Source organism: Roseimicrobium gellanilyticum (assembly GCF_003315205.1).
Taxonomy (GTDB): Bacteria; Verrucomicrobiota; Verrucomicrobiia; order Verrucomicrobiales; family Verrucomicrobiaceae; genus Roseimicrobium; species Roseimicrobium gellanilyticum.
Window position 1 is genome coordinate 22,228 of record NZ_QNRR01000005.1, and the last position, 26,086, is coordinate 48,313.

The following is a 26,086-nucleotide window of genomic DNA, read 5'->3' on the forward strand; positions in this document are numbered from 1 at the left end:
CATGAGGCATCGAGCAAACTTCGGTGGCGGTACTGCTCGCAGAGTGGTGGCAGCAATCGCCCATGCGATCACGAACCCATGCCTGTCTGGTTCAGTTCTGCTTGATGGGCTCCAAGAACCAGCGCTCTTCCTCCAGGATCTTCAAGACGGGAACTTCCTGGGCGAGGGAAATGGCATCCTCGCGCTTGCCCTCCTGCCAGAGCAGGCCGGCGAGCACAGCCTTGGGACCGGGATCCAGGCTGGATGCCAGACGAAGCGCCGTCTCCAGGTTTTCCTTCATGACTTCACGCTCACCCGAATAGTAAGCGGCGAGAGATTTCGCGAGGTGCGTCATCGACCGATCGTCTGGAGCGCTGTCGGTGGCGTGGAGCGTATGATCCAGAGCCTCATCCAACTGGAAGCCAGTGATCAGTCGCAGATAGTCCAGCTTGTTTGCATAGGCGAGCAGGGCGGGTTCCAGCTCAAGAAGTGTGTTGGCAGCCTTAAGCATGCCCGTGGCGTCGCCGCTTTCCTCGCAGAGAAAGTAGATCCGCTTGAGCGTCTGAAGACGTGCCGGCGAATTTATTTTGGCGAGTTCGCCGTAGGCCAGGAGCGCGATGTCTGGTTGTCCCAGGGACTCTGCGCCAGCGCCCACTTGGGCCAGTGCTGGGGCGCGGGAGTTACCGGAGGCAAAGAGGATGGCGCCGTTGAGATGCGCGCGTACTTGCTCCCGCTTTTTGTCCACTGGAGCCTCGGCGCGTGCGAGGAAAGCTCGCATGAGTTCCAGGTCCACCTTGGACACTGGGGGGAACCGGCCATCCAGCATGCGCCGAAGGTCCTCCCACATGTTCTTGCGCATGAGTGAATCCGCGCGGGCGAGGAAGAGGCCACGGGAATTCATGGCCTCAGTCTCCGGTATCTCACTGAGGATGACATCAGGCTGGTTTTGTGCGGACACCCATTGATAAAAGCGCTCCCGCGATCCTGTCCGGCTCAGCGCGGTGATCTCTCTGGCCATCCCGATGATCGTTGGCAGGAGTTCGGGCGCCTTCGCCACGCAATGATCAAAGATGTAGTATCGCTGATCGTCTTTCAGGAGCGGAGATTTCCTCGCCAGAAGCGCCAGCTCACCCAGTTGCAGTGGCGCCGCTACCACGTCTGAGTCGGCAAGGGTCAACATGGCCGTTGCTGAAAACTTGCCCTCTCCACGGGCTGCTTCCCATAGAGTTTCCGCCGCGGCGTTCTTCAGAGCCTTGTCCGTTGATTTGATGTCGAGAGTCGCGAGCTTCAACTGGCACTCGGGTTCGTCCCGATGTTCGCTCCAGATCTGGCGCATCTGCTGCCTCGCTTCTTCCACCTTGCCCGCTTTGCCGAGTACTGCGGTGCGAAACTCGCGCACGAGGCGCTTGCCGTAGATCGCCTTGGGAAGGGCGGATTCAATCTCGCGGGCACGGCTGAGGTTGTTGCTCTTGAGGGCCGCCTGTCCCATCGCAACGGTATCCTCCCAAGCGGCTTCACCGAGGTGGTGAAGTTCATTCCAACAGCGGAGGGCACTCACTTCAGCACCGGGGATCTCATCCAGGCACCGTGCCATGGCTCGCATCACGGAGGCATCTCTGGGCGTCTTGCGGATGGCCTCTGCATAGTAGCGAAAAGCCTCCTCCGGCTGACCGGATTTCACGAGCGCCTCTGCCTTGGCGGTGAGCTCTTTCGCTTCGCGAGCGCGCCACGCTTCCTTCGCTTTGGGGATCAGCTTCCACGCAGCGGCCGACATTGCGAGCACCCCGGCCAATCCGATGACAATCCACCAGACCTTCCGATTTGAGCGCGATACGTGCAGCTTCTGCTGCTGTGGCTCCTGAGGAGTGGATGTCGTTGCCTCGGGCGCGCTCATTTGGTGGTGGGAGCTTCCTTGGGTGACGCCGGAGTGGTCTCTTCCCCTTCCTTCGGCTTGCGCCGTTCCATCAGCTTGCGCTTCATTTCCTCGATCTCTTTTTGATCGATTTCCGGCTTCTCCATCAGCCTGGCAGCGGAGTCTTGCCGAGCGCGTGCGAGACGAGCGACCTCTGCAGCATCCTCGAGCACACACCTGAAACCGATGCCCGGCGAGCGGGTGTTGGAGGGAGCGCCGTAGATGTACTGGGCCTCAAGGCAGTCACGGCGCCAGTACATCCATGAACCACCACGCAAGCCAGAGATCACCGCGCCGTCTGGATCCGCATCGCTGGTCCATTCCCACGCGTTCCCACCGAGGTCATAACATCCCGACCGGGAGGGGAAAAATTGGCCCACAGGTGCGGTAAACTCAAAACCATCATCGCGACCTCCAGCGATGCGCCGGGTGCAGTAGTTTCCCGACTGTCGCATGGGTGGCCAGGCGTCCCCCCAGGGATAGAGTGCGTTGGACTGATTGCCATCTGCGGTGATGCCGGTCGCAGCATCCCACTCCAGCTTGGTGGGGAGCCGATACGTCTGGCTGGATTGGATTTGGCCGGAGCCTCGTTCGTGTTCTGTCAGCCACACGCAGAACGCCATGGCCTCAGGCAGAGTGATATTCACTGCGGGATCCTCGGAGGTCTGGGGGAAGCTGGGCCTGTGTGTCCAGGTCATGCCCTCATGCTTGAGATAAGTATCCCAATCAGAGACACGCGTTTCCCAGATTGAGATGGCTACTGGAGAGCCTGGCAGCTCCACCAGTTTCATGCCCAGACTGTTGGTGAATTCCTTCCGGGCCCGCGCTCCCGCGCTTTGTTCCACGCCTTCCTGGCAAAAAGCTGAGGAAGCAAAAGTCAGAAGAAACACCAGCAGATATAGATAAAACTTCACGCGTGTGCTCGTGCCCTGATCATCATGCATCACCCGCCGCGAGCGCGGAAACTGCAAGTGGGTGAAGTCTTCCTGCCTCTGCATTGCCAGTGGCCATTTCTAGCTTTGCTCCTTGGAGCTTCCATCGCAGTGATGTTACGAAATCGTCGCACTCACCGTCTGGCACTCAAGATTTAAGAGGGTAGTTCCTCGGCACCATTTTCAGAAGTGCCACCGTACTCCCGAAGCCCGTTTGTGCAGACTTCAAGACTCAACACCTTCCTCTATTTTGGTTTGTTCGTTTGCGTCCTTTTCGTCACGGACGGCGTGCGAGCAGAGGGGGATTGGTGGAAGCCTGCGTGGGCTGTGAGGAAAAAAATGACGCTCGATACGAGCGCTAAAGGTGACGGCATCACGGAACCCATCGGCACCGCTCCAGTGCTGCTGCGTCTGCATGATGGCAATTTCCAGTTCGGCCTCGCCAAGGAAGATGGCAGCGATATCCGCATCATCGCAGAAGATGGAAAGACGGAGCTGTCGTACCACATCGAGCGATATGATTCGCTTCTGAACGAAGCTTTCGTTTGGATCAAGGTGCCTGACGCCAAGCCCGATGCACAGGTATCATTCTGGTTGTACTATGGACACGCGGAAGCCGAACGCGCCGATGATGCCAAGGGCACTTACGATACGGACACCACCCTGGTGTATCATTTTTCCGAGAACAATGCGGCACCCAAGGACTTCTCCACGGGTGGCAACCATGGAGAGCAGGCAGGCGTTTCGGTGACGGGAGCCCAGATCGCCGGCGGCCTTCGTCTCACGGGGCAGAACACCATCAATGTCCCTGCCAGTGCCACATTGAATGCCGCGCAGGGAGCGCCGATGACATGGTCTGCCTGGGTGAGGCAATCAGTGCCTGGATCAAATGCCACGATCTTCAGCCGTCGTGAGGGTGCAAACAGTCTCGTTATCGGTGCGGACAATGGCATCCCCTATGTGGAAGTCACCACCCCGGGCGGAACGCAACGTACGACTGCCGGGGATCCTCTGCCACCCAATGCCTGGAAGCACCTTGCGGTGGTGGCGACGAATACCCAGGTCACCTTGTATCTCGATGGCGCCAGCTATGCCACGCTGAGCGTAGAGCTTCCAGCTTTCAATGGTCCTTGTGTCATCGGCAAGGACCCCGGCGCATCAGGTGGTGTGGCAGGATTTGTGGGTGAGCTTGATGAAATGGCGATTTCGAAGGTGGCACGCTCGGCAGGCTTTGTGAAGTTCGCCGCCATGTCCCAGGCTGGTGGTGAGAAGACCGCCAAGCTTCTCACCGAAGGCGCGGATGAAAGCGCAGGAGAGGGCGGGCATCACGAGAACGAACTCGCGAAGCACCTTTCACTGCTGAAGGACATCTCCAAGGACCTCACGCTCGACGGTTGGGTCGTGATCTACCTCTGCGGCGCGCTGGCCATCGTCGGAGGCATCGTGTGCATCGCGAAGCTCATGTACCTGAGCAAGATCAACAAGGCTACGAAGGCCTTCATGGAAAAATGGGAAGGCCTTGCCGGAGACTTGAGCTCACTCGACCACGGGGATCCAGAAAACGTGAGCAGTATGGGCGGGCAGGCCAGCAAGAAGGTGCAGAAAGTGCTGAACCAGTCGCCGCTGTATCATATCTACAAGATCGGTTCTGCGGAAATTCACCACCGCATTTCCAAGGCTGAAGATGGTTACGTGTCTCTCTCAGGTCGTTCCGTGCAGGCCATCCGCGCCACTTTGGACGGGGGACTGGTGCGCGAGACGCAGAAGCTGAATTCGCATCTGGTGTTCCTCACCATCGGCATCGCTGGTGGTCCGTATCTGGGTCTGCTGGGAACGGTGATTGGGGTGATGATCACCTTCGCGGTCATCGCGAAGACGGGTGAGGTGGAAGTGAACTCCATTGCTCCAGGTATCGCAGGCGCGCTGCTCGCCACTGTGGCAGGCCTGGCGGTCGCGATTCCCTGCCTTTTTGCCTACAGCTACATCAGCACCCGCATCAAGGACGCCGTCAGCGACATGACGGTCTTCATTGACGAGTTCGTGGCGAAAATCGCCGAAGTTTTCAAGGACTGAGCCGCCATGCAAGCTGACTCCGGCAAATCCTATGATGATATCAACGTCACACCGATGGTGGACCTCTACCTGGTGCTGCTGCTGATCTTCATCATCATGACCACGGCTGGTGTGCAGGGCACCAAGGTAAACCTTCCCAAGGCAAGCTCCGCTTCCAAGATGGATGCGCCAAAAAGCCAGGCCATCACGGTGAACAACGAGGGCAAGGTGTTCTTGAACACCGTCCCGGTATCACTGGAGGAACTGGAGCAGAAGCTTGCCGCCATCAAGGCAAAGACCCCCGAGTTTCCCGTCGTCGTCCGCGGCGACAGCCAGACGCAATATCAAATGATCATGAACGTGCTGGACGTTCTTGGTCGCTCTGGCATCACCCAGATCGGACTCGCCACCCAGGCACCGAAGTGAGGCATCTCTCCCCACGACTGCCTCATGAGTGAAGGTCCTGACATCCTTGAAGTGCGGCGCGACGGCACGGGCAACCGTGGGCGGGCGGGAAAAGATTCTCACTCTGGCGAAGCAACCGCCAACCGCCAACCGCCGCCGCGCGCCTCCGCTACGGTGAAGAGGCCGCCAGTGGAGGACGAGGCCGAGGAAGGCTTCTTTGCGAAGCACAAGATGAAGCTCATTTTCGGCGTGCTGGTGCTCGCTGGTGGCGGGTTCATGACCACCCAGATGATGGGACCGAAGGAGGCTCCCAAGCCCGCGCCGAAGGAACGCATGTTCAGCATCGCGCTTCCGCCGCCACCACCACCACCGCCGCCGCCACCTCCTCCGCCCAAGATTCAGCAGCCGAAGGAGGAGCCCGAGGAGAAGATGGTGGAGCAGACTCCGGTGAATGAACCGGAGCCTGAGCCTGAACCTGCGAAGATGGATGAGCCACCTCCCGCGCCTCTTGGCACCAATGTGCAGGGCAACGGACCACCAGATGGATTTGGGTTGAGTGGTGGCCGCGGCGGTGGCGGCGGGATTGGAAGCGGAGATGGTTTGGGCCGTGGGCGCGGTGGCAGCAAGTACGGCTGGTATGCCGCCCAGGTACAGACACGCATCGCGGAAGCCATGCGACAAAACTCCCGCACCAAGAATGCGAGCATGAGTGTGCAGGTGCGCATCTGGGCGGACGCCAATGGCCTCGTCACACGCGCCACGATAGCCGGCGGCAGCGGCGATGCGGTGCTGGACCGCGCCATTCGTGACGAAGTTCTCACCGGCCTCCGTTTGCAGCAACCCCCTCCGGCAGACATGCCAATGCCGATTGTTCTCCGGCTCACCGCCCGACGTCCGGGCTAGAAGATTCCCCTAAACTTCATCATGCTTGTTGTTGTCACCAAGTTCCTTCGCAAACATCTCCCAATCCTGATCGCAGGTCTGGTTGCCGTCGGGTCGTCTGGAGCTCTTGCACGGGAGACACAGCGCCTTGCACTGCCCGTGGGCAACGGTGCCGACATGCTGGTTGCCGCCAACACCGCACCCGTCGGCTCACCGGGAAAGAAAGAGGCACCCACTCCCGCGCCGACCTCTGCTGCCGCTCCCTCTTCCACGCCAGCACCATCTCAGGCTGCCACGGCTGCAACTCCTGCTCCGGCGGACGATCATTCCGCGCTGCTCTTCGACACCGCGCAGCCACTCGCCTTGAATCCTCCCGGCACGGATCCCGAGCCTGCGCCGGAGCCCATCGCTTCGCCACGTTCGGGGCCCGCGACACCCACGCAGAACGTCACCATCAATCTGATCAACCGCCTCGTGCAAAAGGGGGTGCTCACTCACGCGGAGGCCCAGGAACTGATTGCCCAGGCCGAAGCCGATGTCGAGGTCGCAAAGGCGAAGGAAGCCGAGCAGGATGCCATGGCGGTGGATGGCGACACCGTGCGCGTCACCTATGTGCCGGAGAATGTGAAGGTGGAGATTCGCGAGCAGCTCAAGGACATGGTGCTCTCCCAGGCGCGCGATGAAGGCTGGGCAGCGCCACGCACCATGCCGGACTGGGCCAGCCGTTTCCGTTTTTTCGGCGATGTGCGTCTGCGTTATGAGGGGGTCTTCTTCCCGGACGGCAACGACAACACGGGCTCCTTCCCGAACTTCAATGCCATCAACACCGGCTCACCCTTTGATGTCGCGGGCACCGTCTTCTCACCACAGCACAATGTGGATCAGGAGCGCCAGCGCCTCCGGCTGCGCGCCCGCCTCGGCGTGGATGTGAATCTGGAGGAAGGATTCTCCGGCGGCATCCGCATCGCCACTGGCGAAAACAACAGTCCCGCTTCCACCAATCAGACGCTGGGTGGGTCAGGGGGAAACTTCAGCAAGTATTCCATCTGGCTCGACCGGGGATTCATGAAGTACGAGTATGGTGGTGGGCACGACTGGGGTGTCGCTTTCCTCTTTGGTCGCTTTGACAATCCGTTCTTCACCACCAGCCAGATCCTCTGGGATGAGGACGTGGGTTTTGACGGCGTGGCGGCTCAACTTCGCGTGCCGCTCAACGAGAGCCTTTCCGTCTTCGTGAATGGGGGTGCATTCCCCATCTTCAACACGGACTTCAATTTCTCCTCGAACCAGCCGGCGAAGTTTGAGAGTGAGGACAAGTGGCTCTACGCTGCGCAGGTCGGCATCGAGTTCAAGCATGACAAGGACTTCGCTGCGAAGGTGGCCGCTGCTTACTATGACTTCAACAGCGTGGAGGGCCGTCTCTCCACGCCCTACATCCCGCTGACGAGTTCGGATGCCAGCGATGCGGACAACAGCCGTCCTTCGTTTGCGCAGAAGGGCAATACCTATCGCCCGATTCGCGATATCATTCCGAGCCCGCTCAACGACTTCGGTACCAGCAAGCAGTTCCAGTACTTCGGCCTGGCCACACCATTCAAGGTGGCAGCGTACTCTGCGCGACTGGACTTCAATCACTTCGAGCCATTCCAGGTGTCACTGCTGGGTGAGTACGCGAAGAACATGGACTTCGATGGAGAGTCCATCAATGAGGTGGCGGTGAACAACCGCGGTCCCGTGCCTGTGGATGACTCCGGCATTCCCACAGGAGTGGGTGACTTTGAAGGTGGAGACACCGCATGGAACGTGGGTCTCATCGTGGGCAAGGCGGTATTCCAGGAAGCAGGCGATTGGAACCTGAGCGTGGGCTATCGTTACGTGGAATCAGACGCGGTGGTGGATGCCTTCACCGATTCCGATTTCGCCGTCGGCGGCACGAATGTGAAAGGCTACACGCTGGGTGCGGCTCTCGCGCTCTCCTCCCGTGTCAGTGTCAGTGTCCGCTGGATGGGCGCCACGCAGATCGCTGGCCCGCCGCTTAAGAGTGATGTCGTGCTCTTTGACCTCTCCGCAAAATTCTAAGCATGAAAACGCCGCACCCCCGACTTCTGCTCGCGATTGTGCCGCTGCTGTTCATCACGGGTTCACTCCCTGCTCAACAGGATGCCAAGGCCATCGAGGCCACCATGGGTCGCATGCGTGATGCGCTGCGGAACACGATGGTTCAGTTGCAGACGGCCCAGGCCGAAAACGCCGCCTCCCAGGCGAAGCTGGTGGAGGCTGAGGCCAGAATCACAGAGCTCAATGCTCGCATTACATCCCTGATTAAGCAGGCAGATACCGACAAGGCGAACGCCGCCCGCGTGGCAAAGGAACAGGATGCCAGGATCGGCACGCAGGCTACGGAGCTAGCGGCACTCACTTCCAATCTGGAGAAGTGGAAGACGGGCTACAAGCAGGCCGCCACCGTGGCGAATGATACCGAGGCCAGGCGCGTGAAAGCTGCCGCCAAGGTGATCGTGCTTGAGCGACGGGTGGCAGAGCAGCAGGTGAAGAACCAGGAACTGCACAAGCTGGGCCTGGAAATCCTCACGCGGTATGAAAAGTTTGGCCTCGGTACTGCGATTGTCCGTCGGGAGCCCTTCACCGGCATCGCACGTGTGAAGTTTGAAACCCTCATCCAGGACTATTCGGACAAGCTCGCTGACGGTCGCATCAAGCCGGAAGATGCTCAGAAGTCTGCCTCCTCCACCTCCTCTCCTCCGGCCTCCGCAACCGCACCGGCCGCTCCTTCCGAAAAGCCCGCGGCGAAATCTTCTGCACAGAAAGGAGAGTCATGAAGGCCCATCTCCTTCTGATGTCGCTGCTGCTGTTGCCCGCCGGCTCCCTGCTGGCAGCACCGCCTGCCGATGACCTGATACTGGGAAGTGTGGCCACCCACCAGGTGCAGTTCAAGGATATCCGCGCGTCACTCGCGGCCTTGCCGAAGTACGAACGCGAAACAGCCATGCAGGATCCGGCATTGCTTGGCCAGATGGTTCGTTCTCTACTCGTGCAGAAGCTCGTGCTTGAGCGTGCTGCAAAGGAGAATTGGGAACAGAGCCCCGAGATCACGGCCTATGTCGCGCGCATGCGTGAGACCGCGATCTCTGAAAGCTATCTGCAATCCACCTGCGCTGTCCCTGAGACTTATCCGGGCCAGGAGGAGCTCGCCGCGGCGTATGAGATCAGCAAGCCGGCGCTGCTCGTGCCACGCAGCTATCGCCTCGCGCAGATCTTCATTTCGAACGCGAAAGACGCGAAGCCTGGTGAACCCGAGAAGAAACTCGATGAAGTGCGCAAGATGCTGGCGAAGCCTGGCGCGGACTTCCCGGCCATCGCGACGGCTCACAGCCAGGAGACGAACAGTGCCTCACGCGGTGGAGAGATTGGATGGCTCACGGAGAATCAGATTCAGCCGGCGATTCTCTCCCGTCTGCCCGCGCTCTCGCTCAATGCCATCTCCGAGCCCGTCCGATTGGAGGATGGCTGGCACATTTTGAAGGTCCTCGATGTCCGGGAAAGCTTCACACCGACGCTTGATCAAGTGAGGCCCCGGCTCGTCAGCCAGATGCGTGCAGAGAAAGCGCGGGCAAATACCCAGGCCTACCTCGCCGAACTCGTTCGAGACAATCCTGTGGCCGTCAATGAGGTCGCGGTCTCGCAACTGGCCACTCCCCCCACGAAGAAGTAGCCGACTCACCAGCCCTCATGCGTCACCCGGAAACCCTGAATCCTTCCGGTGTGCGGCGTCCTGCGGGGCGCCTCGCGCTATGGAGCATCGTAGCCTGCGTGATGCTTGCTGCGGGAGCCATGGTGCATGGAGGTGACATCCTGCGCGGCGGTGCTGCGAAGCCCAATGCCAAGCGTGCCGATGCTGGCGACCAGGCCACTGCGGCGGCGGCGGCACAGGCACGCGCGAATGCGAAGGATGCGCTATCCCGCACCACGCAGGCGCTCAATGCCGCGAAGGCCATGCAAGCTGCAGCCCAGGCCGCCGCCACGGCGAGAGGCGCCAACAACCTCGGCCCGGATCCGAATCATCCTGGATTGATGCTGCCGGACGTACCCAATGGACTTGCCGTGGGCGGACTTCAAGTCGAGCCGGGCGGCGGATGGTCCGGCGCCAGTTTGCCCACACAATCGAGCAGCGCAGGCAAGGTTCGCGTCACCGTGAAGCAGACTGCATCCCAAGCGTTGCTCAACTGGCGCACCTTCAACGTGGGTCGCAACACCCACCTGTACTTCGATCAAAGTGCAGGTGGTAACGACGTGGGGCAATGGATTGCCTTCAACAAGGTGAACGACCCCTCCGGCTCACCTTCGCAGATTCTCGGCGCCATCACGGCACCCGGGCAGGTGTATATCATCAATCAGAACGGCATCATCTTCGGTGGTGGCAGCCAGGTGAATACGCATGTGCTGGTGGCATCGTCACTTCCCATCAGCGGCACCTATGACAGCCATGGCAGACTCATCTCGGATCCGACAAAGAACACGTTGATCACGCGTGGTCTGCTCAACAATCCGGATGCGCAATTCCTCTTCTCCGCCATGGCCCAGGCGGCGGGAACAAAGGGCCCTACTGAAGCGTTCACACCACCGCCGCTTCCTGCGAGTGGCAGGATTGGCGATGTGACCGTGCAGGCCGGGGCGCAGATTGTCGCTCCCACCACGGCGGCAAATGTAGGCGGCCGTGTCATGCTTGTCGGAGCAAACGTGAACAATGCGGGCACCATTTCCACGCCGGATGGTCAGACAATCCTTGCGGCAGGTTTGCAAGTGGGCTTCGAGGCGCACCGCAGCAGTGATCCCACCCTGCGTGGCCTGGATGTATACATCGGCGCCGTCAAAGATCCCAATGCCGCATTGCCGGAATATGCAGGCACGGTGACCAACACCGGCTACATCAGCGCTCCGCGTGCCAACGTCACCTTCGCTGGCAAGACCATCCGGCACCATGGCGCCATCGAGAGCTCCACATCCGTCTCGTTGAATGGGCGCATCGACTTCGATGCCAGTTACGATGCCCTCAGCAATACCGCGTACAGTCCGATTGACCGTCCGAACATACCGCCGTTCCTGCGCCGCTCCACCGGCGTCGTGGAGTTGGGTGCGGGAAGCCTTGTGAGTCTCCTTCCGGAATGGTTGAGTGCCGAGACCGTGGTGGGCACGCAACTGGCGTTGCGCTCGCAGGTCAATATCCGGGGCAAAGTGGTGCACCTTGGAGCGGCCTCTTCGATTCATGCTCCCAATGCACTCGTGGCAATCAGCGCGGGTGTTTGGGACTTCACGCTCAACGGAGATGTCAATGCGACCAGCACCTTTGTGTACTCTGGTGGTCAGATCTATGTGGATCGCGGCGCCATGATCAATGTCGCGGGCTCCACGGACATCAGTGCACCGCTCAGCCAGCACATCCTTACGGTGGAATTGCGCGGCGCCGAACTCGCGGGCTCGCCGCTGCAGAGAAACAGCATCTTCCGCCAGATAGGTCAGGACAATCCCGACATCACTGTCGATCTGCGCAAGACCGGCATCTACAACGGAAAGACCTGGTACGGCACACCGCTTGCGGATCTCAGCGGATATCTTGGCCTCATCCAGCGAACCGTCGGAGAACTCACGGTTGCCGGGGGTTCGGTGACGTTGAATGCCGGCGGCTCCGTGGTGTTGCAGCAGGGTGCGGTGATCGATGTCTCGGGCGGGTTCATCAACTACCAGGGTGGAACGGTCAAAACGACCCGCGTCATGCACTCCGGATACCTGATGGAGATCGCGGATGCCACACCTGACATGGTCTACGACGGCATCTTCACCGGACTCTTCTCCGAAGTGCACACGCGTTGGGGCATCACCCGGACATATCAGATTCCCTGGATGACGGGCGAGCACTATGAGCAGCCGTATATCCACGGTGGTGATGGGGGCAGTCTTGTGATGGGAGCATCCGCCATGGCACTCGATGGCGTGATGCGCGGCGCTACTGTCGCGGGTTCACGCCAGCGCGAAGTTCTGCCAAAAGGAAGTGAACTCACTCTGGCCTTCAAGAGCCAGCTCATGCAGCAGCCGGACTATCCTTTCGTATCACCGACCCCGCCGGAGATTGTGTTCCAGGAAAACACAGCGCAGACTTCCGTGGGTGCGTTCGAACTGGATGCCTCCGGTGAACCCCTGCCTCTGCCGGCAGATCGTCTTTCCCGAGTGCTCATCTCGCCCGCGATTTTCACCTCAAACGGCTTCGCCAGCCTGACCATTGAGAACCCGGATGGTGATGTCACTGTGCCTGGGAGTGTGCATGTGGTGGCCCCACCCATGGGCGCCTTGAGGATCAGTGCCGCAAACATCACCGTGAATGGCACCATCACCGCTCCGGGGGGGCTCGTCTCACTGCTGGCCTACAACATTTCTCCCACGGTGACGCAGGCTCTGCAAGATGCAGAGACCCCTTCCCTACCCCAGCCCAGCGTGGGAAGAGGCTTGGTGACTCTCGGGCCGTCCGCAGTCCTGAACACCGCAGGCCTGCTCGTGGATGATCGGCTCAGTGCTTCCGCGCCCTTGTCCCTCCCGATGGTGACGGATGGTGGCACGGTGAATATCACCGCCTTCTCGGCAAACCTTTCTGCCGGGAGTGTGATCGATGTTTCCGGTGGATTCGCAGTGAGCAGTACCGGCGCGCGCAGCTACGGAAACGCGGGCAGCATTGTGGTCAAGACGGGGCAGGATCCTGGACTGCCTGCAGTTGTCGGAGGCCCCTTGCTTCTCGGTTCGGAGCTGCGCGGCTATTCCGGGGCCACCGGGGGCTCGCTCTCGATACAGGCAATGTTGATCCAGATTGGTGGGAGTGCGTTGCATGAGGAGAACACCCTGCTGCTGGACCCCGAATTCTTCAGCCAGGGAGGGTTTGCGAAATTCAGCCTTGCTGGCGTCGGTGATCCCGAGGAGCCAGACACACCTGCGGTCTATGTCGCTCCAGGTACGAAGATTGAACCGGTGGCATTGAGTCAGGTCGCGGTGCTCAATTCCCCGGACTCGCAGGACGCGAGTTTCATCACGGTTCTGAAACCTGAAGGCATGCGTTCACCGGTCAGCATCTCCCTCAATGCGTCGGTGCTGAGAAATCCGTTCGCCACGACGGTGCTTCTATCACGCGGCGACATCGTGTTTGGCAGGGGAGCCTCCATCAAGACAGATGCGCTGGGCTCGGTTTCCTTCGTCGGCGGTACGGTAGCGGTGTTTGGATCCATTGAGGCGCCCGGAGGTTCCATCAGGGTGCAGGGCGCGGCTGAGTTTCCCTTGCCTGATCCGAATTTGGCGACTCAAGCCCTGGCGACCGTGTATCTCGCACCGGGCAGTCTTCTATCCACCAAAGGCAAAACCGTTTTCACACCGGATGTGTTTGGTCGTGCTACGGGCAGTGTGCTTCCGGGTGGCAGCATTGCAGTCAGTGGAAACATCGTGGCGGCAGCGGGCGCTGTGCTGGATGTTTCAGGAACGAGCGGCGTGCTGGACTTCCATCCGTCACAACTCGGGCTCAACTACTATCTCAATGGCCCGCTGGTGCTGCCCATGATTCCCGCCACCAGCGGTATCAACTCACCGCTCTTCCAGGGATTGGGTGTGCCTACGCGTGTGGATAGCGATGGTGGCACGATGACCTTTACTGGCGGTGAGATGCTCTTTGTCGATGCGACCTTGAGGGGCGGGGCAGGTGGACCGCGGGCGCTGGGCGGCAGCCTGTCCGTGAGTTCCCAAAGGTTTGTCCTGCCCAATACACAGGAGACCACGGCTGACATGAATCTCGTTGTCACCCAGCGTGGGCCCACCATTCCGGTGCCGTTCGCTCCGGGCGAGTCCGCAATTGGAAAGGCCGTGCTTGGCGCAGGAGGATTGCCCGTGCCTGGCATGGGGTATTTCGCGGTGGAGGACTTCCTCGGAGGAGGTTTCGATTCCCTTACGCTCGGTGGAAACGTCAAATTCTCCGGCCTCATTGACATCCACGCGCGTGGCTTCCTGAAGGTCGCCTCCGGTGGCGTCATCAGTGCAGACACTCTGGTGAAGTTATCGGCACCGTATGTGCGGCTCGGCCAGCCGTTCCGTCCCCCGCTTCAATCGGATCAGCCAAACCCCCTGTTCGAAGGCACGGATGTTTCTGGAAACAATCCCAGCGAGTACAAATTCTCCCCGACCTGGGGCACCGGCAGTCTGCAGGTCACTGCGGATACATTGGATGTCGGCACGCTCTCGCTTCAGGGTATCGGGGAAGCGAGACTCTTTGCCAGAGGGGACATCCGCGGGAATGGAGGTTTGGAGATTGCAGGCAATCTGATCCTCCAGGCTGGTCAGATCTACCCGACCACCGGAGCCAAGTTCACGATCGTGGCGCATGACTATGCCACCCCCGCAGGTCTGCAACAGGGCAGCGTGACGATACTCGGCACAGGGTCGCAGAACACGCCACTTTCGGCAGGAGGGGTGCTGAGCATCTACGCATCCCACATTCATCAAGGCGGAGTGCTGCGTGCGCCCATAGGTACCATCAATCTCGGTTGGGATGGTACTGGTTCCGCTCCGATATCTCTCATTGGTGGTGTGGCCGTGGCGACGACCCAGCAGCTCACCCTGGCGGCAGGCAGTGTCACCTCCGTTTCCGCAGTGGATGGCATCACACGGGAGGAGTTGCTCATCCCCTACGGGTTCAGCCCGGATGGCAATGTCTGGGTGGATCCCTTTGGCATCGACATCACTGCCGGCGGTGTGCCGTCCAAAGCCGTGAATCTCTCGGCGCGCAGCCTCACCACCGAATCCGGATCCTTGATCGACATCAGTGGCGGTGGAGATCTGTTTGCCTACCGGTTCATTCCCGGCAATGGGGGAGGGACAGATATTCTTGGCTCCACGGGCAGCTTTGCCATCATCCCCGGGTATGCAGCTAACTTTGCTCCCTACGCACCGTTCAACGACTCCGCGTTCGATGACAATCTGACCCAGGGCGAAAGCGGCTATGTCAATGACACACTCTCAGTGGGTGATCGCGTGTACTTGAATGGCAGTCCTGGGTTGCGAGCGGGAGTGTATACCTTGCTGCCTGCGCGTTACGCGCTGTTGCCGGGAGCGTTCCTGGTGACACCGGCAAGTGGAGGCCCCATCGGCACTTTCACCAACGCAGATGGATCAAGCTTTGTGGCCGGGTATCGCTTCAACGATCTGAATGCCGATCGCGTCCTCTCACCCAGGTTCTCCCGCTTCGAAGTGGCCCCAGCCTCGACCATGCTGCAGCGCGCGGAGTACGAAGGCTATCTCGCTAGCACCTTCCTTCGTGAGGGAGCGCTGGCGGTGGGAGCAGATGTGCCGCGCCTCCCACAGGACGGTGGTTACCTGCTGCTCCAGGCAAGTCAGGCCATGCGGCTGGATGGAAATGTGAATGCACGTGCGGGTCACGGCGGGAGAGGCGGCCTGATCGACATTAGCAGTGTGCTCGACATTCTGATTAATGACTCTGGCACCGGAGGTGGCTCCGGAGTGCTCACCCTCAGTGCGTCCAAGCTGTCCAGCTTCGGTGCGGAGAGCCTGTTGATTGGCGGCTTCAGGACCTTTGGCGAGGCAGGCACCACGGTGACCGTCCGCTCAGGCAATCTCACGCTCGACAACCCTGGCGGTGCGCTCTCCGGGCCCGAAATCATTCTTGCGGCCAACAAGAACCTGACGCTGGCGCCGGGCTCTTCCGTGGTGCAGTCCGGTTCCCTTGGATCTACAGACTCGCTCACCGTGGTAGGAGCACTCGAACTGCATGGTGTGGGTGAGAACATCACCTTCGCCCGTGGAGGCACACCCATCAGCTTCCCAAATGGCACCCCAGGGGACAATCGCATCACGTCCACCGTGGGTGGAACCATCACAGCCGCCAATGGCACGACTACGACGCTTGCGGCCAACACTCCCACAGCACTGGCCCCTGGCAGCACGGTCACGCTAAATGGAGCAGGCACCATCAGCTTCGCCAGTGGTACCGGTGGTTCCATCCCAATCTCGCTGGGAGATGGGGCTCTCGTGCGCGTAAGCGGCGATCCTGCGGCGGTCACGAAACGCGGGGCCGTGGCCGCTTCCACACAGCCCAACCTGATGGTGGGCGCTGGTGTACGTCTGCAAGGCGCGAGCCTCACGCTGGATTCCACGTATGCGACCTCGCTTCACTCGAGCGCCACCCTTACGGGCGAGTCCATCAACTTGAACAGCGGGCAGATCAGCGTGCAGTTCAACAGTCCCGGTGCGTTGCAGCCTACAGTAGGCCTGGTGCTCTCCGGGCATGCGCTGGATTCGCTCCGCTCCGCCAGGACGCTCTCTCTGTTGAGTTACTCGTCCATGGATTTCTATGGCACCGGAGGGTTCACCACGCAGGGGAGTCTCACGCTGCATGCGGCGGAGATCCGTGGGTTCAATCAAGGCGCTGGCTCGGTCTCCTTCGGTGCATCATCCATCCTGCTGGACAATGCCGCCAATGTACCGGTCACGGGCACGGCTGGGGCGGCGTCTGGCACCTTGGAGTTCAACGCTGAAAACATCCAAATCGGCGCAAATATCATGGCGGTGAATCGCTATGCGTCCGTGGTGCTGACTGCGGGCAACGAACTGCTCTTTACCGGTACCGGCGGTCTCACAGCCCAGCAGAACGTCACGGTGAATACGCCGGTGGTCAGCGCCGCACGCTCCGCAGTGCAGGCACTCACCGCGGGTGGCGCGCTGGTTGTGCAGCACACCGGAGAGGCAGCGCATGTGACTTCAGGATTGGGGGCGACACTCGCCCTGCAGGGCACCAGCGCCCTTGTGAATGCGGATGTCATCCTGCCGAGTGGGTTGCTGTCCGTTCGCGCGACTACGGGAGATCTCACCATCGGAGGCCGGCTTGATGTCGGCGGCACGGCGCAGACGTTTTATGATATGGTGAAGTACACCGACGCGGGTGAAATCACACTCACGGCGGATGCGGGGGCGGTGTCGATCCTTCCTGACGCGGTATTGAATGCCTCGGCCCACGTGGGCGGCGGTGATGCCGGCAGGATCAGCATCGTGTCTCCCACCAAGACGCTTTCCATCGACGGACGGCTGCTTGGTGTCGGTGGCAGTGGAGGACTTAGCGGCAGCCTGGTTCTGGATGTGGGTGGACTGGAGGGTGGCTTGCTCAGCAGCATCACGCCTTCACTCGTGGGTTTCAATGAGTCACGCTCCATCCGCAACCGCCTTGATACCGCGGTGGTCGTGGACGGCATCACTGCGGTGAGGAATTTCGTCTTGTCCGTGGATTCTGGAGACATCACGGTGACGGGCACGGTGGATTCCTCGGGTGTCACAGGAGGTTCCATCGCGTTGCGTGCCTTTGGGAATGTGATTCTGGAGTCCGGTTCGTTGTTAGATGCCAGCGCACAGACGTTCAGCAATGCTGGCAAGGGTGGCGCGGTTTTCCTGGAGGCGGGTTCCCAGAAAAATGGGGTGATTCGGGGCGGGACCACCGCTCCCACGGGCTGGGTCGACATTCGCTCGGGCTCCACCATTGATCTTTCCGTCGCGGCGAACACCCCGGACAGCGCCTCCGTGGGCTGGCTCACGGGCACACTTCATCTTCGTGCCCCGCAGATTGGCACCGCCTTCAACAACGTCACGGACGTGGCTGTGGATACCATCGACGGCTCGGTCATCGGAGCCTCGAGCATTCTCGTGGAAGGTTACTGGCTCTTTGATCTCTCCAACGCCGCCGGTGCCACGATCACCACCACCGTGCAAAACAACGTCCGCACCAATGGCAATGCTTTCGTGGGTGTCGCGGGATCTCCTTCCGCCGGCTACGACACGATGTTCAATCGCATTGTGGGAAGCAATACCGGCATCGCACCACTGCTGGTGATCGCGCCAGGTTCCGAAATCATCAACCGCCTGGGCGATCTCACGCTGGGTGCCACGAACAGCACTTCGACTTCTGACTGGAATCTCGGCAACACAACGGCGGGCCAGAGATTCCGCTTTGGTCCCAAGGAAGCGGCTGGAGTGCTGACATTGCGCGCCTCCGGAAACCTGGTGCTGCTCAACACCATCAGCGATGGATTCTCGTCGTCGCTCTACACATCAGGTCTTCTGGCCTACAATCCCAATCTGCCGCTCAACCTGCAGTCCTGGAGCTACCGCTTCGCGGCAGGATCCGATGTGCAGGCGGTGGATTTCCATCAAGTGCGCCCCCTGGCGAATGTAGCCGCGAATTCAGGCTCGCTGCAGTTGGGCAAGAATGGAGGGGCTAACACAACCACCGCTGGAACTGGCGCGCTGACTGCCAATGCCATTGGCAATCCAACCTCCAGTGCCTACAAGTATCAAGCCATCCGCACCGGCACAGGAAGCATTGACATTGCGACGGCAAGAGATGTGCAATTGCTCAATCAGTTCGCGGTGATTTTCACCGCGGGCGTCCAGGTCCAGGATCCTACGATGGGCGGCACCTTCGATATCCCGCAGCCCAACGCGGCCACGGCTACTCCGCCCAGCCCACTCGGTTCTCCTCAGCAAACCACACCGGCCCCGGTCCAGTACACCCTTTCGGGCGGCAGCATTTCCGTGGTGGCTGGCAACGACATCACGCATCTCACTCGCAATGGCCTGAATGCTCTCATTGCAGATTCGTCGCGCGAAATGCCGACCAACTGGCTCTATCGGCGTGGCGCGGTGGATCCGCTGACGGGGCTCTTCACCGAGTCCAGCTATGGCTACAACTCTCCCGTCAGTGACATCGCGTCGACGACGTGGTGGGTGGACTTCACAAACTTCTTTGAAGGTGTGGGTGCGCTTGGCGGCGGTGATGTCACTTTGATCGCCGGACGTGATGTGAGCAACGTGGACGCCCTTCTGCCCACCAACGCTCGCATGCCGGGCAAGACAACGGGTGGCTCGCCGATCGCGCCCAATGCCGGTTCTCTCGTGGAGTTGGGAGGCGGCGACCTCATCGTGCGTGCGGGGCGCAACATTGATGGTGGTGTGTATTACGTGGAGAAAGGAACGGGCACGCTCTTCGCCGGCAATGAAGTCACCACCAACCGGACCCGATCCCCTTCGCGCGGCATCATTGCCAACCTGAACACGCCCGATGTGCTTGCTCCGGAAACCTGGCTTCCGACGACGCTGTTTGTCGGGAAGAGCACATTCGATGTTTCCGCCCGCGGGAATGTGTTGCTCGGCCCTGTGGCCAATGCGTTCCTGATGCCGCAGGGATTCAACAACTCGCACTGGTACAAGACGTACTTCTCCACGTATGCCCCAGACAGCGGCGTGGAGATCTCGTCGCTCGGGGGCACGGTCAATCTGCGCAAGGCCGTAACCATGCCGGGAAGCACGCAGACCGGCGTTTCACCGGTGCTTTATGAATGGTTCCGGAAGGAGCTGCTTTTGGTCACCTCGGGACAGGACCAGTCCGCTTCCAATGCGCAGCCCTGGTTGCGACTCGCTGAAAGCAGCGTCGCACCCTTCCGGACTGTGATGGATCTCATGGCGCCAACTCTGAAAGTGACGGCATTCTCGGGTGACATTAATACGGCTGGGCAGTTTATCCTCAGCCCATCGTCGACGGGATCCCTTGAATTTTTGGCAGCAGGAGCCATCAACGGCATGCGCCCCACGGGTAACGTCACCATCGGTGGAGTGACGACCAAGCTCTGGGCTGCCACGACGATCAATGTCTCTGATACGGATCCGTCAGGCATCTACAGCGTCACCCAACCGCTGGCGTATCAGAACTTTCTTGAGATCCCAACCGCCGGTGGCAGCCGCATCACGCAGACGAATTTTCTGGACGCCTTCAACCGCCGCTTTGCCGAGACAGGTTCCACGACCGGCAACGCCGCTGTGCTTCAGTTCAAGCAGGCGCTGCATACTCCCGGGCTCCTTCACAAGAACGATCCTGATCCGGTTCGACTGTATGCCGGTGGTGGTGACATCGCTTCGCTCACGGTGTTTTCTCCGAAGAGAATGCAAGTATTTGCCGACAGAGATATCACGGATGTAGCCCTCTTCATTCAGAATGTGGACAAGGAGGACATCAGCATCGTGGCTGCGGGACGCGATATTGTGGCGTACAATCCCAGCTCGCCGGCCCGTGTTCAGGCGGCCGCTCCGGGCAATCTACTGAATTTGGGCTCGGGTCCGTTGTCAGGTGACTTGCAGGTTAGCGGTCCCGGCACGCTGGCCATCCTGGCCGGCAGAGATCTGTCACTTGGTTCGGGCGCTGTGAATGCCGATGGCACCGGCGCGGGTATCACCAGCATTGGCAATGCGCGCAACCCCTACCTGCCCTTTGAAGGGGCGAACCTCATTGTGGGCGCTGGTCTTGGCAGTACGTTTGGCCTGTCCAGGGGCACACTGGACATCGAGACCTTCGTTTCCGAAGTACTGGAAGGCGAACTGGGCGCCCGATATTTCTCCGAACTCGGCGCGACTTCCAACGGCGTCGCCATCACCAATGTGGATGCGCTCGACAAGCTCAGCGATGAGGAACGGGCACGGATCGTGTTGGAGCTGTTCTTCATTGCCCTGAGGGATGCAGGCCGCGATTTCGAAACGGCTGGAAATTATGATGCGGGGTTCGCTGCCATTGATGCGTTGTTCCCGGAAGCAGGCAGCAATGCCGGGAACATCAGCACCTTCTCACGGGACATCCGCAGCAAGAGTGGCGGCGGGATTGGCATCATAGCACCCGGAGGCGGCCTGGCGCTCGGGGACAGTATTCTCGGGAGTCCAGAAGTCCCTCCAGGTGTGGTTACGGAGTCCGGGGGCTCGATCACCATCTTTACTCATGAGAGCGTCAATGTCGGCATCTCGCGAATCTTCACCTTGCGCGGGGGCAACATCACCATCTGGTCGTCCACTGGCGACATCGCAGCGGGTTCTTCAGCGAAGACAGTGCAGTCTGCACCGCCGACTCGCGTGCTCATCGATCCCCAGAGCGCCGATATCACCACCGACCTTGCGGGTCTCGCAACGGGGGGCGGCATTGGCGTGCTGGCCACCGTGAAGAACGTGCCGCCGGGCGATGTGGACTTGATTGCGCCTGTGGGAACGGTGGATGCCGGCGACGCGGGCATCCGCGCCACAGGGAATCTCAGTATTGCGGCAGCTGCGGTGTTGAATGCCAGCAACATTGCCGTGGGTGGAACCAGTACTGGAACGCCCTCCGCGCCTGTAGTCGCCGCGCCAAACATCGGAGGCCTTACCACCGCGTCATCGACGGCGGGCGCGGCAGCCAGCGCCGCCACTCAAGCTGCGAATACGCCTCGTCAAGAAGCTGCGCCAGTGGACGCTGTGCCGTCCATCATGGTCGTCGAGGTCCTTGGTTATGGGGGAGGATCCGGCACCGGCGATGAGGAGGATGAAGAAGAAAAGCGCCGCCGCCGTGCTCTCGAGACTCAGGAGAGTGCGGCCGATCAAGCACCTGCCCCATGGGCCAATCCCGCTCGCTGATTCCATCGCCGACATCATCTGTTTCAATCCGTCACCCATTCTCCTCATGAAGCTTTGTCGATATTCCGTGAGATGCCTGCGTGGCACGCACTTTGCATCGTTGCTGGCAGGCGCATGGTTGTTTGTCTTGGGCATGGGCCTGCCCGCATCGGACTTCGCATCGCAAATGAAGGAAGCGGAAGCCGGTAACTCGGAGGCGCAATTCCTCATCGGGCGCTCCTATGATCGCGGGGAGAATGTGGCGCAGGATTTTGCGAAGGCCCGTGAGATGTACGAGAAGGCAGCGGCGCAGGGAAATGCCAAAGCCATGAACAACCTTGGTTCCATGTACCTCCAGGGGCGGGGGGTGTCGAAGGACAATGAGGTGGCTCTGGACTGGTTTAAGAAATCGGCGGAGTGTGGGGCAGATCGAGCCCAGGTGACGCTGGGAGTATGCCTGCAGGAGGGGCGCGTGTTGAAGCGGGACATACCTTCGGCGGTGGCATGGTTCGAGCGTGCGGCGCAACAAGGGAATGCTGAGGCGAAGCGGCGCCTCGCCTTGCTTTACTACGATGGCACCGAAGGATGGGAGAAGGACTATGGGAAAGCAGTCTCCGTGGTGAATCCCCTGGCGGAGGCGGGCGATCCGTGGGCGATGAACACCCTGGCGGCCATGTATGAGTATGGGCACGGAGTGCCCAAGGATGACGCCACTTCCGTGGAGTGGCTCCGCAAGGCAGCCGGCGCCGGCGATGGCAGGGCGCTTTTCAACCTTGGTTCCCGCCATGCTTCGGGCCACGGCGTGAAGCGGGATATCGTGCAGGCATGTGCCCTGCTGGAGACCAGCTTGAAAAAGGGTGAAGGCGCAGCGCGGGCTCTGCTGTCGGAATTGTCCCCCACATTGACACCCGCCCAGAATGAGGAAGTGAAGCGCCGGGTCGAGAAGATTCTGAGCGATCCTCAATGGCATCCGTGACTATCTGCGCGCCGATGCTTGTGCAGCGCGCACCTCTCCTGGCCAGGCTTCCCGGCGGTCCGTTTCATGGAATCGATGAACCCCACACTTCTTGTGCAATCCGGCTCCTCACCTACGCCTGGTAGCAAGATATCAGCAGAGCGCATGGTGGATCCGGTGTCAGTGCCTCCGCCTTCGGAGTCGGCGAAGAGAGCCCCAAGGCCATCTTTGCCTTCTCTGAAAACGCGGTGGGTGTGGCAGACCTCCGCCAAACGCAGCGATCCCGGGACAGTATCTGCAGGTCCCACGCCGCTGTCTTCCGACGGCGTTTGGCGGAAGGTCGTGGAAGCGCCGGAAAGCCCGGAAGGTCCGGCAGTCCCTCCGCCAGCTTCCGAGTGCGTCCAGCACAAGGCCATCGGAGTGCCGGACAAGCCGGATGTGCTGGCGTCAATCCCAACCCTTTCATTGGGCTCCACTCAGCAAAGCAAATCCAAGGCCTCCACAAAAAAGGGCAGACGGGTGCTGGAAGTGGCGCCGAATGGCAATGACCTCGCCATCATCCTGGTGAGCCTTGGATTCTTTCTGTCTGCCGTACTGTTCGCAATTTTCCGTGTTGTCGCTGCCTCCCACCAGTGAGTCGCTGTCGCGAGACACGGAGGTGATGAGGGATCAAAAATCCGACCACACGCGGAAGCTTACAAAGGTCTCGCCTTCAGAGGTGGTGCCCTGCTCGATCAGCGGCCATGCGATATCGACGGAACCATTCAGAGTACCGAACAGCCTCACCCGACTGCCAATGCCCAAGCTCGCCAGCTCAAACGTGTCCTGCTGATCTGGCAGGGGTTCGCGAAGCCACAGACTGCCACCCTCGACAAATCCGTACACCCTCCACTCGTTCACACGCTGACCGCGCTCTTCACGATCGGTGCCGATGAATGACGGGGATTGCAGCTCCAACGTGCCAAAGAGGCCGCTGTCACCCAGCGCGGTGGATTCGAGGTAGCCACGCACGGTGCCCAGACCACCTCCGGCATACTGCTCGCTGTTGATAAGAGGCGAATCGGCAATCTGCCCCTGCGCCTTTCCGAAAACACGGAAGCCGTGTGGCAGGTCGTGTTGATGGGAGACGTCACCACGGAAGTAGATGAAGGCTCCATCCGCGAGATAGCGTTTGTTGTCGAATTCGATCGGATCGCTGCCCGTGCCGCGCAGGTGGAAGGTCACGTTGGTATTGAACTCCGTGAAGCTCCTTTTGCCGAGCCAGGAGCCGCCATAGTTGATGCTGATGGGCCAGTACTGGATGGGTGTGGAAAAGGTGTCATCTCCGACGACGACGTCCTCATCAAAATTTTTCCAATCCAAACCGAAGCTGAGAGACTGGTAATAATTACCCAGCGAAGGCAGGGTCACCAATCCGCGGACTCCGAGAATCTCACCGCGGCCAGCGACCGCAGCACCGCCAAGGGTGGAGACGTCGCTGTCCTGTTTGGTTCCCATGAACATGAGGCTGAAGTTGTCCATGCCGGGCACACGCGCGATGTAATAGCCGGAGTACACGGTGGCATCCTCAGGCCGTTCTGGGGCAATTTGGAAGCTCGCTCCAATGGAGTGGCCCAGCTGCCAGAGATTGCCATAGCTCAAGGAGGCATTGAGGCGCAGCGGCACCGTATCCGGGCTGTAGCGGTTGTTGAACTCAATGCTGCCGTGGAGTGGCAGTGTGTCCTTCACGGTCAGGTCAACGTCCACCGTTCCGGGCTCAACGCCTGTGCGCAGGGCTGGTGTGACCTGGCGATCCGCTGACTGCATTTTTACCAGATCCTTGGGGACCTCATTGAAATCAGGGACCGCGCCTTCGGCCAGCGAAGGCGCCATGCGCTTGATGTCGCTGGGCAGGAAGTAGCGGGCGCCATGCACCCTCAGGCGGCCCACCTTGTTCTCAACGACACGCAACACAATGATACCGCGCGCTGCCGATTGCTGCGGCACTTCGACAGAAACAGATTGGAACCCCTTGTCATGGTATGCCTTCTCCAATGCGGCACGTGCCTCCTCCACGTCGTCCACGGTGCGTGCGGGTCCGAGGAAGGGATATACCGCGTTGCCGATTTCCACAGGGCCAAGTTTCTTGGATCCCTGCACACGATATTCACGAATATAGATTGCTGGCTGTGTCTCCGCGGAGGCGGAGGGCTCCGTTGCCGCTTGTTCTGCTCCGCTTACGGGGGCTGGGGCGCCGTGGTACATCGCGAGCATGCATCCCGCGATCCGCAGGGCAGCGCCTGAACGCTGGAAGAAATCCGTCCATCGAGAATCTGGTGAGAACATGCGATGCGTAACCCGAAACAGATCGCTATCTGCCGTGGGGCATCCGGAGCCACAACCCTCCGAGTCTGACGATTCCGTGACAATATCCTGCAAAATAGAGATGGTCGTGGGACTGGGTTATGGGTTGGCTGCGCGCGCGGCTTCGTAAGCTTTCAATGCAGCCGCACGGACCAGATCGTTGTGTGCCGCCCAGCCATGGCGCGCCCGGAAGATTTGGTCCGCCTTCCACTGGGCGGTTCTCCAGTTGCTCTCGTATTGTGGATCCTCCACATCCTGATTGGGACCACCGATGTCCTGGACAAAATTCTGCTGAATCTCCTGGATCGATGCCAGCGCATCGGGAGACGTCTCCACGACTCCAGGGGAGACGTAGCTTACCGGCTTGGAATCTCCAGACGTCTGCTCTGAAGCGCTTGAGGTGGCAGGTTGGAAGGTGACATCGCCCATCACTGCGGGGTAGTGCACTGGCGGTCTTCCTTGTACGCCCGTTCCTGCAATCGCCGGCTGTCCATCGGAGTCCGGCGTGGAATTTGTCAGGTCAGCTGCGGTCAGCTCCAGTTCACGGTCCAGCTTGCGAAGTTGGGAGGCGAGATATGCCTCGCGGGATACTCCACGAGGTGGACTCCAATCTGGGGAGCGGAGAATCTTGCGCTCGAGTTCCGCACGTCGGCTGATGGAGTTCGTCTTCAGGTCGCCTAGCACGATGGATTTGATGGTGGCCTCAGGACAGCCGACTTCGCGAAGGCGGGCAATATACGTGTCAAAATCCTGGGCCTCCAGTTCGCTCCAGTGGAACTTGCGTACAGGAGTGGGTGACGTGGAGATCTTCTTTTCCGGGAAGGATGGAACCACCTGCGAAGCGGTGGTCCGGGGCGCAGAGGTATGAAGGCCCGGACTCGAGAGGCGTGTTTCCTCATCCTCCAAACTGCGGAGATGCTGGTGCAATCCCCAGGCCAGTCCCGCCAGATTCATGGCAACTGAAATCATGAGAAGGGGCCAGAGGGTCCCAGGCTTCAGAGGATGTCGGGCGGAGTTTTTCATGAGGGGAAGATGCTGAAGGGATTTTTCGCAGAAGGGCTGTTGCGGATGAACCGCAACAGCCCCCATGCATGCATCAAACGACAAAGGCCGGCCGTT

The 26,086-nt window shown here is 60.3% G+C and carries 13 protein-coding genes; 9 read left to right on the forward strand and 4 right to left on the reverse strand.

What is annotated here, in order from left to right; genetic code table 11:
- Positions 1-91: 91 nt before the first annotated feature.
- Together DES53_RS14990 and DES53_RS14995 are read right to left on the reverse strand one after the other, a co-directional pair.
- Positions 92-1,873 carry a tetratricopeptide repeat protein gene (locus tag DES53_RS14990; protein WP_113959106.1) on the reverse strand — a complete coding sequence of 594 codons (1,782 nt, stop codon included), beginning with the start codon at positions 1,871-1,873 and terminating at the stop codon, positions 92-94.
- Complete coding sequence (locus DES53_RS14995; RefSeq protein WP_211325557.1) at positions 1,870-2,805, reverse strand: formylglycine-generating enzyme family protein; 936 nt, start codon at positions 2,803-2,805, stop codon at positions 1,870-1,872. Before DES53_RS14995 ends, DES53_RS14990 begins: the two co-directional genes overlap by 4 nt.
- 357 nt (positions 2,806-3,162) lie before the next feature.
- On the opposite strand from DES53_RS14995, the gene DES53_RS15000 reads away from it, so the two are divergent.
- From DES53_RS15000 to DES53_RS15040, 9 genes are all read left to right on the forward strand, one after another.
- On the forward strand, positions 3,163-4,896 hold the full coding sequence (locus DES53_RS15000) for a MotA/TolQ/ExbB proton channel family protein (protein ID WP_113959419.1): 1,734 nt from the start codon (positions 3,163-3,165) through the stop codon (positions 4,894-4,896).
- 6 nt (positions 4,897-4,902) lie between these two features.
- Positions 4,903-5,301 (forward strand): ExbD/TolR family protein, encoded by a 399-nt coding sequence (locus tag DES53_RS15005; protein ID WP_113959108.1) that lies wholly within the window; start codon positions 4,903-4,905, stop codon positions 5,299-5,301.
- A gap of 24 nt (positions 5,302-5,325) precedes the next feature.
- Positions 5,326-6,183 (forward strand): energy transducer TonB family protein, encoded by an 858-nt coding sequence (locus DES53_RS15010; RefSeq protein ID WP_113959109.1) that lies wholly within the window; start codon positions 5,326-5,328, stop codon positions 6,181-6,183.
- Positions 6,184-6,204: 21 nt separating this feature from the next.
- The gene (locus DES53_RS15015) at positions 6,205-8,241 is read left to right on the forward strand and encodes a putative porin (protein WP_113959110.1); all 2,037 of its coding nucleotides are present in this window, start codon (positions 6,205-6,207) and stop codon (positions 8,239-8,241) included.
- A 2-nt stretch (positions 8,242-8,243) separates the two neighbouring features.
- The gene (locus DES53_RS15020) at positions 8,244-8,999 is read left to right on the forward strand and encodes a hypothetical protein (RefSeq protein ID WP_113959111.1); all 756 of its coding nucleotides are present in this window, start codon (positions 8,244-8,246) and stop codon (positions 8,997-8,999) included.
- The gene (locus DES53_RS15025) at positions 8,996-9,892 is read left to right on the forward strand and encodes a peptidylprolyl isomerase (RefSeq protein WP_113959112.1); all 897 of its coding nucleotides are present in this window, start codon (positions 8,996-8,998) and stop codon (positions 9,890-9,892) included. Before DES53_RS15020 ends, DES53_RS15025 begins: the two co-directional genes overlap by 4 nt.
- Positions 9,893-9,909: 17 nt before the next feature.
- Positions 9,910-21,690 carry a filamentous haemagglutinin family protein gene (locus tag DES53_RS15030; protein ID WP_113959113.1) on the forward strand — a complete coding sequence of 3,927 codons (11,781 nt, stop codon included), beginning with the start codon at positions 9,910-9,912 and terminating at the stop codon, positions 21,688-21,690.
- A gap of 46 nt (positions 21,691-21,736) precedes the next feature.
- Complete coding sequence (locus DES53_RS15035) at positions 21,737-22,645, forward strand: tetratricopeptide repeat protein (RefSeq protein WP_170157139.1); 909 nt, start codon at positions 21,737-21,739, stop codon at positions 22,643-22,645.
- Between the two features lie 207 nt (positions 22,646-22,852).
- A complete protein-coding gene (locus tag DES53_RS15040) occupies positions 22,853-23,260 on the forward strand; it encodes a hypothetical protein (RefSeq protein ID WP_147263423.1) in 408 nt (135 codons plus the stop codon).
- A gap of 33 nt (positions 23,261-23,293) precedes the next feature.
- Here the strand turns inward: DES53_RS15040 and DES53_RS15045 are convergent, their stop codons facing one another.
- The gene (locus tag DES53_RS15045; protein WP_211325558.1) at positions 23,294-24,949 is read right to left on the reverse strand and encodes a ShlB/FhaC/HecB family hemolysin secretion/activation protein; all 1,656 of its coding nucleotides are present in this window, start codon (positions 24,947-24,949) and stop codon (positions 23,294-23,296) included.
- Between the two features lie 117 nt (positions 24,950-25,066).
- Positions 25,067-25,936, reverse strand: coding sequence for a hypothetical protein (locus DES53_RS15050; RefSeq protein WP_211325559.1), 870 nt, complete (start codon positions 25,934-25,936; stop codon positions 25,067-25,069).
- Positions 25,937-26,086: the final 150 nt, after the last annotated feature.

Excerpts from the sequence above, each read along its gene's own strand:
- DES53_RS15000 (WP_113959419.1), top strand. The coding sequence starts at position 3,163 with ATGACGCTCGATACGAGCGCTAAAGGTGACGGCATCACGGAACCCATC.
- DES53_RS15005 (WP_113959108.1), top strand. The coding sequence starts at position 4,903 with ATGCAAGCTGACTCCGGCAAATCCTATGATGATATCAACGTCACACCG.
- DES53_RS15035 (WP_170157139.1), top strand. The coding sequence starts at position 21,737 with ATGAAGCTTTGTCGATATTCCGTGAGATGCCTGCGTGGCACGCACTTT.
- DES53_RS15015 (WP_113959110.1), top strand. The coding sequence starts at position 6,205 with ATGCTTGTTGTTGTCACCAAGTTCCTTCGCAAACATCTCCCAATCCTG.
- DES53_RS15030 (WP_113959113.1), top strand. The coding sequence starts at position 9,910 with ATGCGTCACCCGGAAACCCTGAATCCTTCCGGTGTGCGGCGTCCTGCG.
- DES53_RS15050 (WP_211325559.1), bottom strand. The coding sequence starts at position 25,936 with ATGATTTCAGTTGCCATGAATCTGGCGGGACTGGCCTGGGGATTGCAC.
- DES53_RS15045 (WP_211325558.1), bottom strand. The coding sequence starts at position 24,949 with ATGTTCTCACCAGATTCTCGATGGACGGATTTCTTCCAGCGTTCAGGC.
- DES53_RS15025 (WP_113959112.1), top strand. The coding sequence starts at position 8,996 with ATGAAGGCCCATCTCCTTCTGATGTCGCTGCTGCTGTTGCCCGCCGGC.
- DES53_RS15010 (WP_113959109.1), top strand. The coding sequence starts at position 5,326 with ATGAGTGAAGGTCCTGACATCCTTGAAGTGCGGCGCGACGGCACGGGC.
- DES53_RS14990 (WP_113959106.1), bottom strand. The coding sequence starts at position 1,873 with ATGAGCGCGCCCGAGGCAACGACATCCACTCCTCAGGAGCCACAGCAG.
- DES53_RS15020 (WP_113959111.1), top strand. The coding sequence starts at position 8,244 with ATGAAAACGCCGCACCCCCGACTTCTGCTCGCGATTGTGCCGCTGCTG.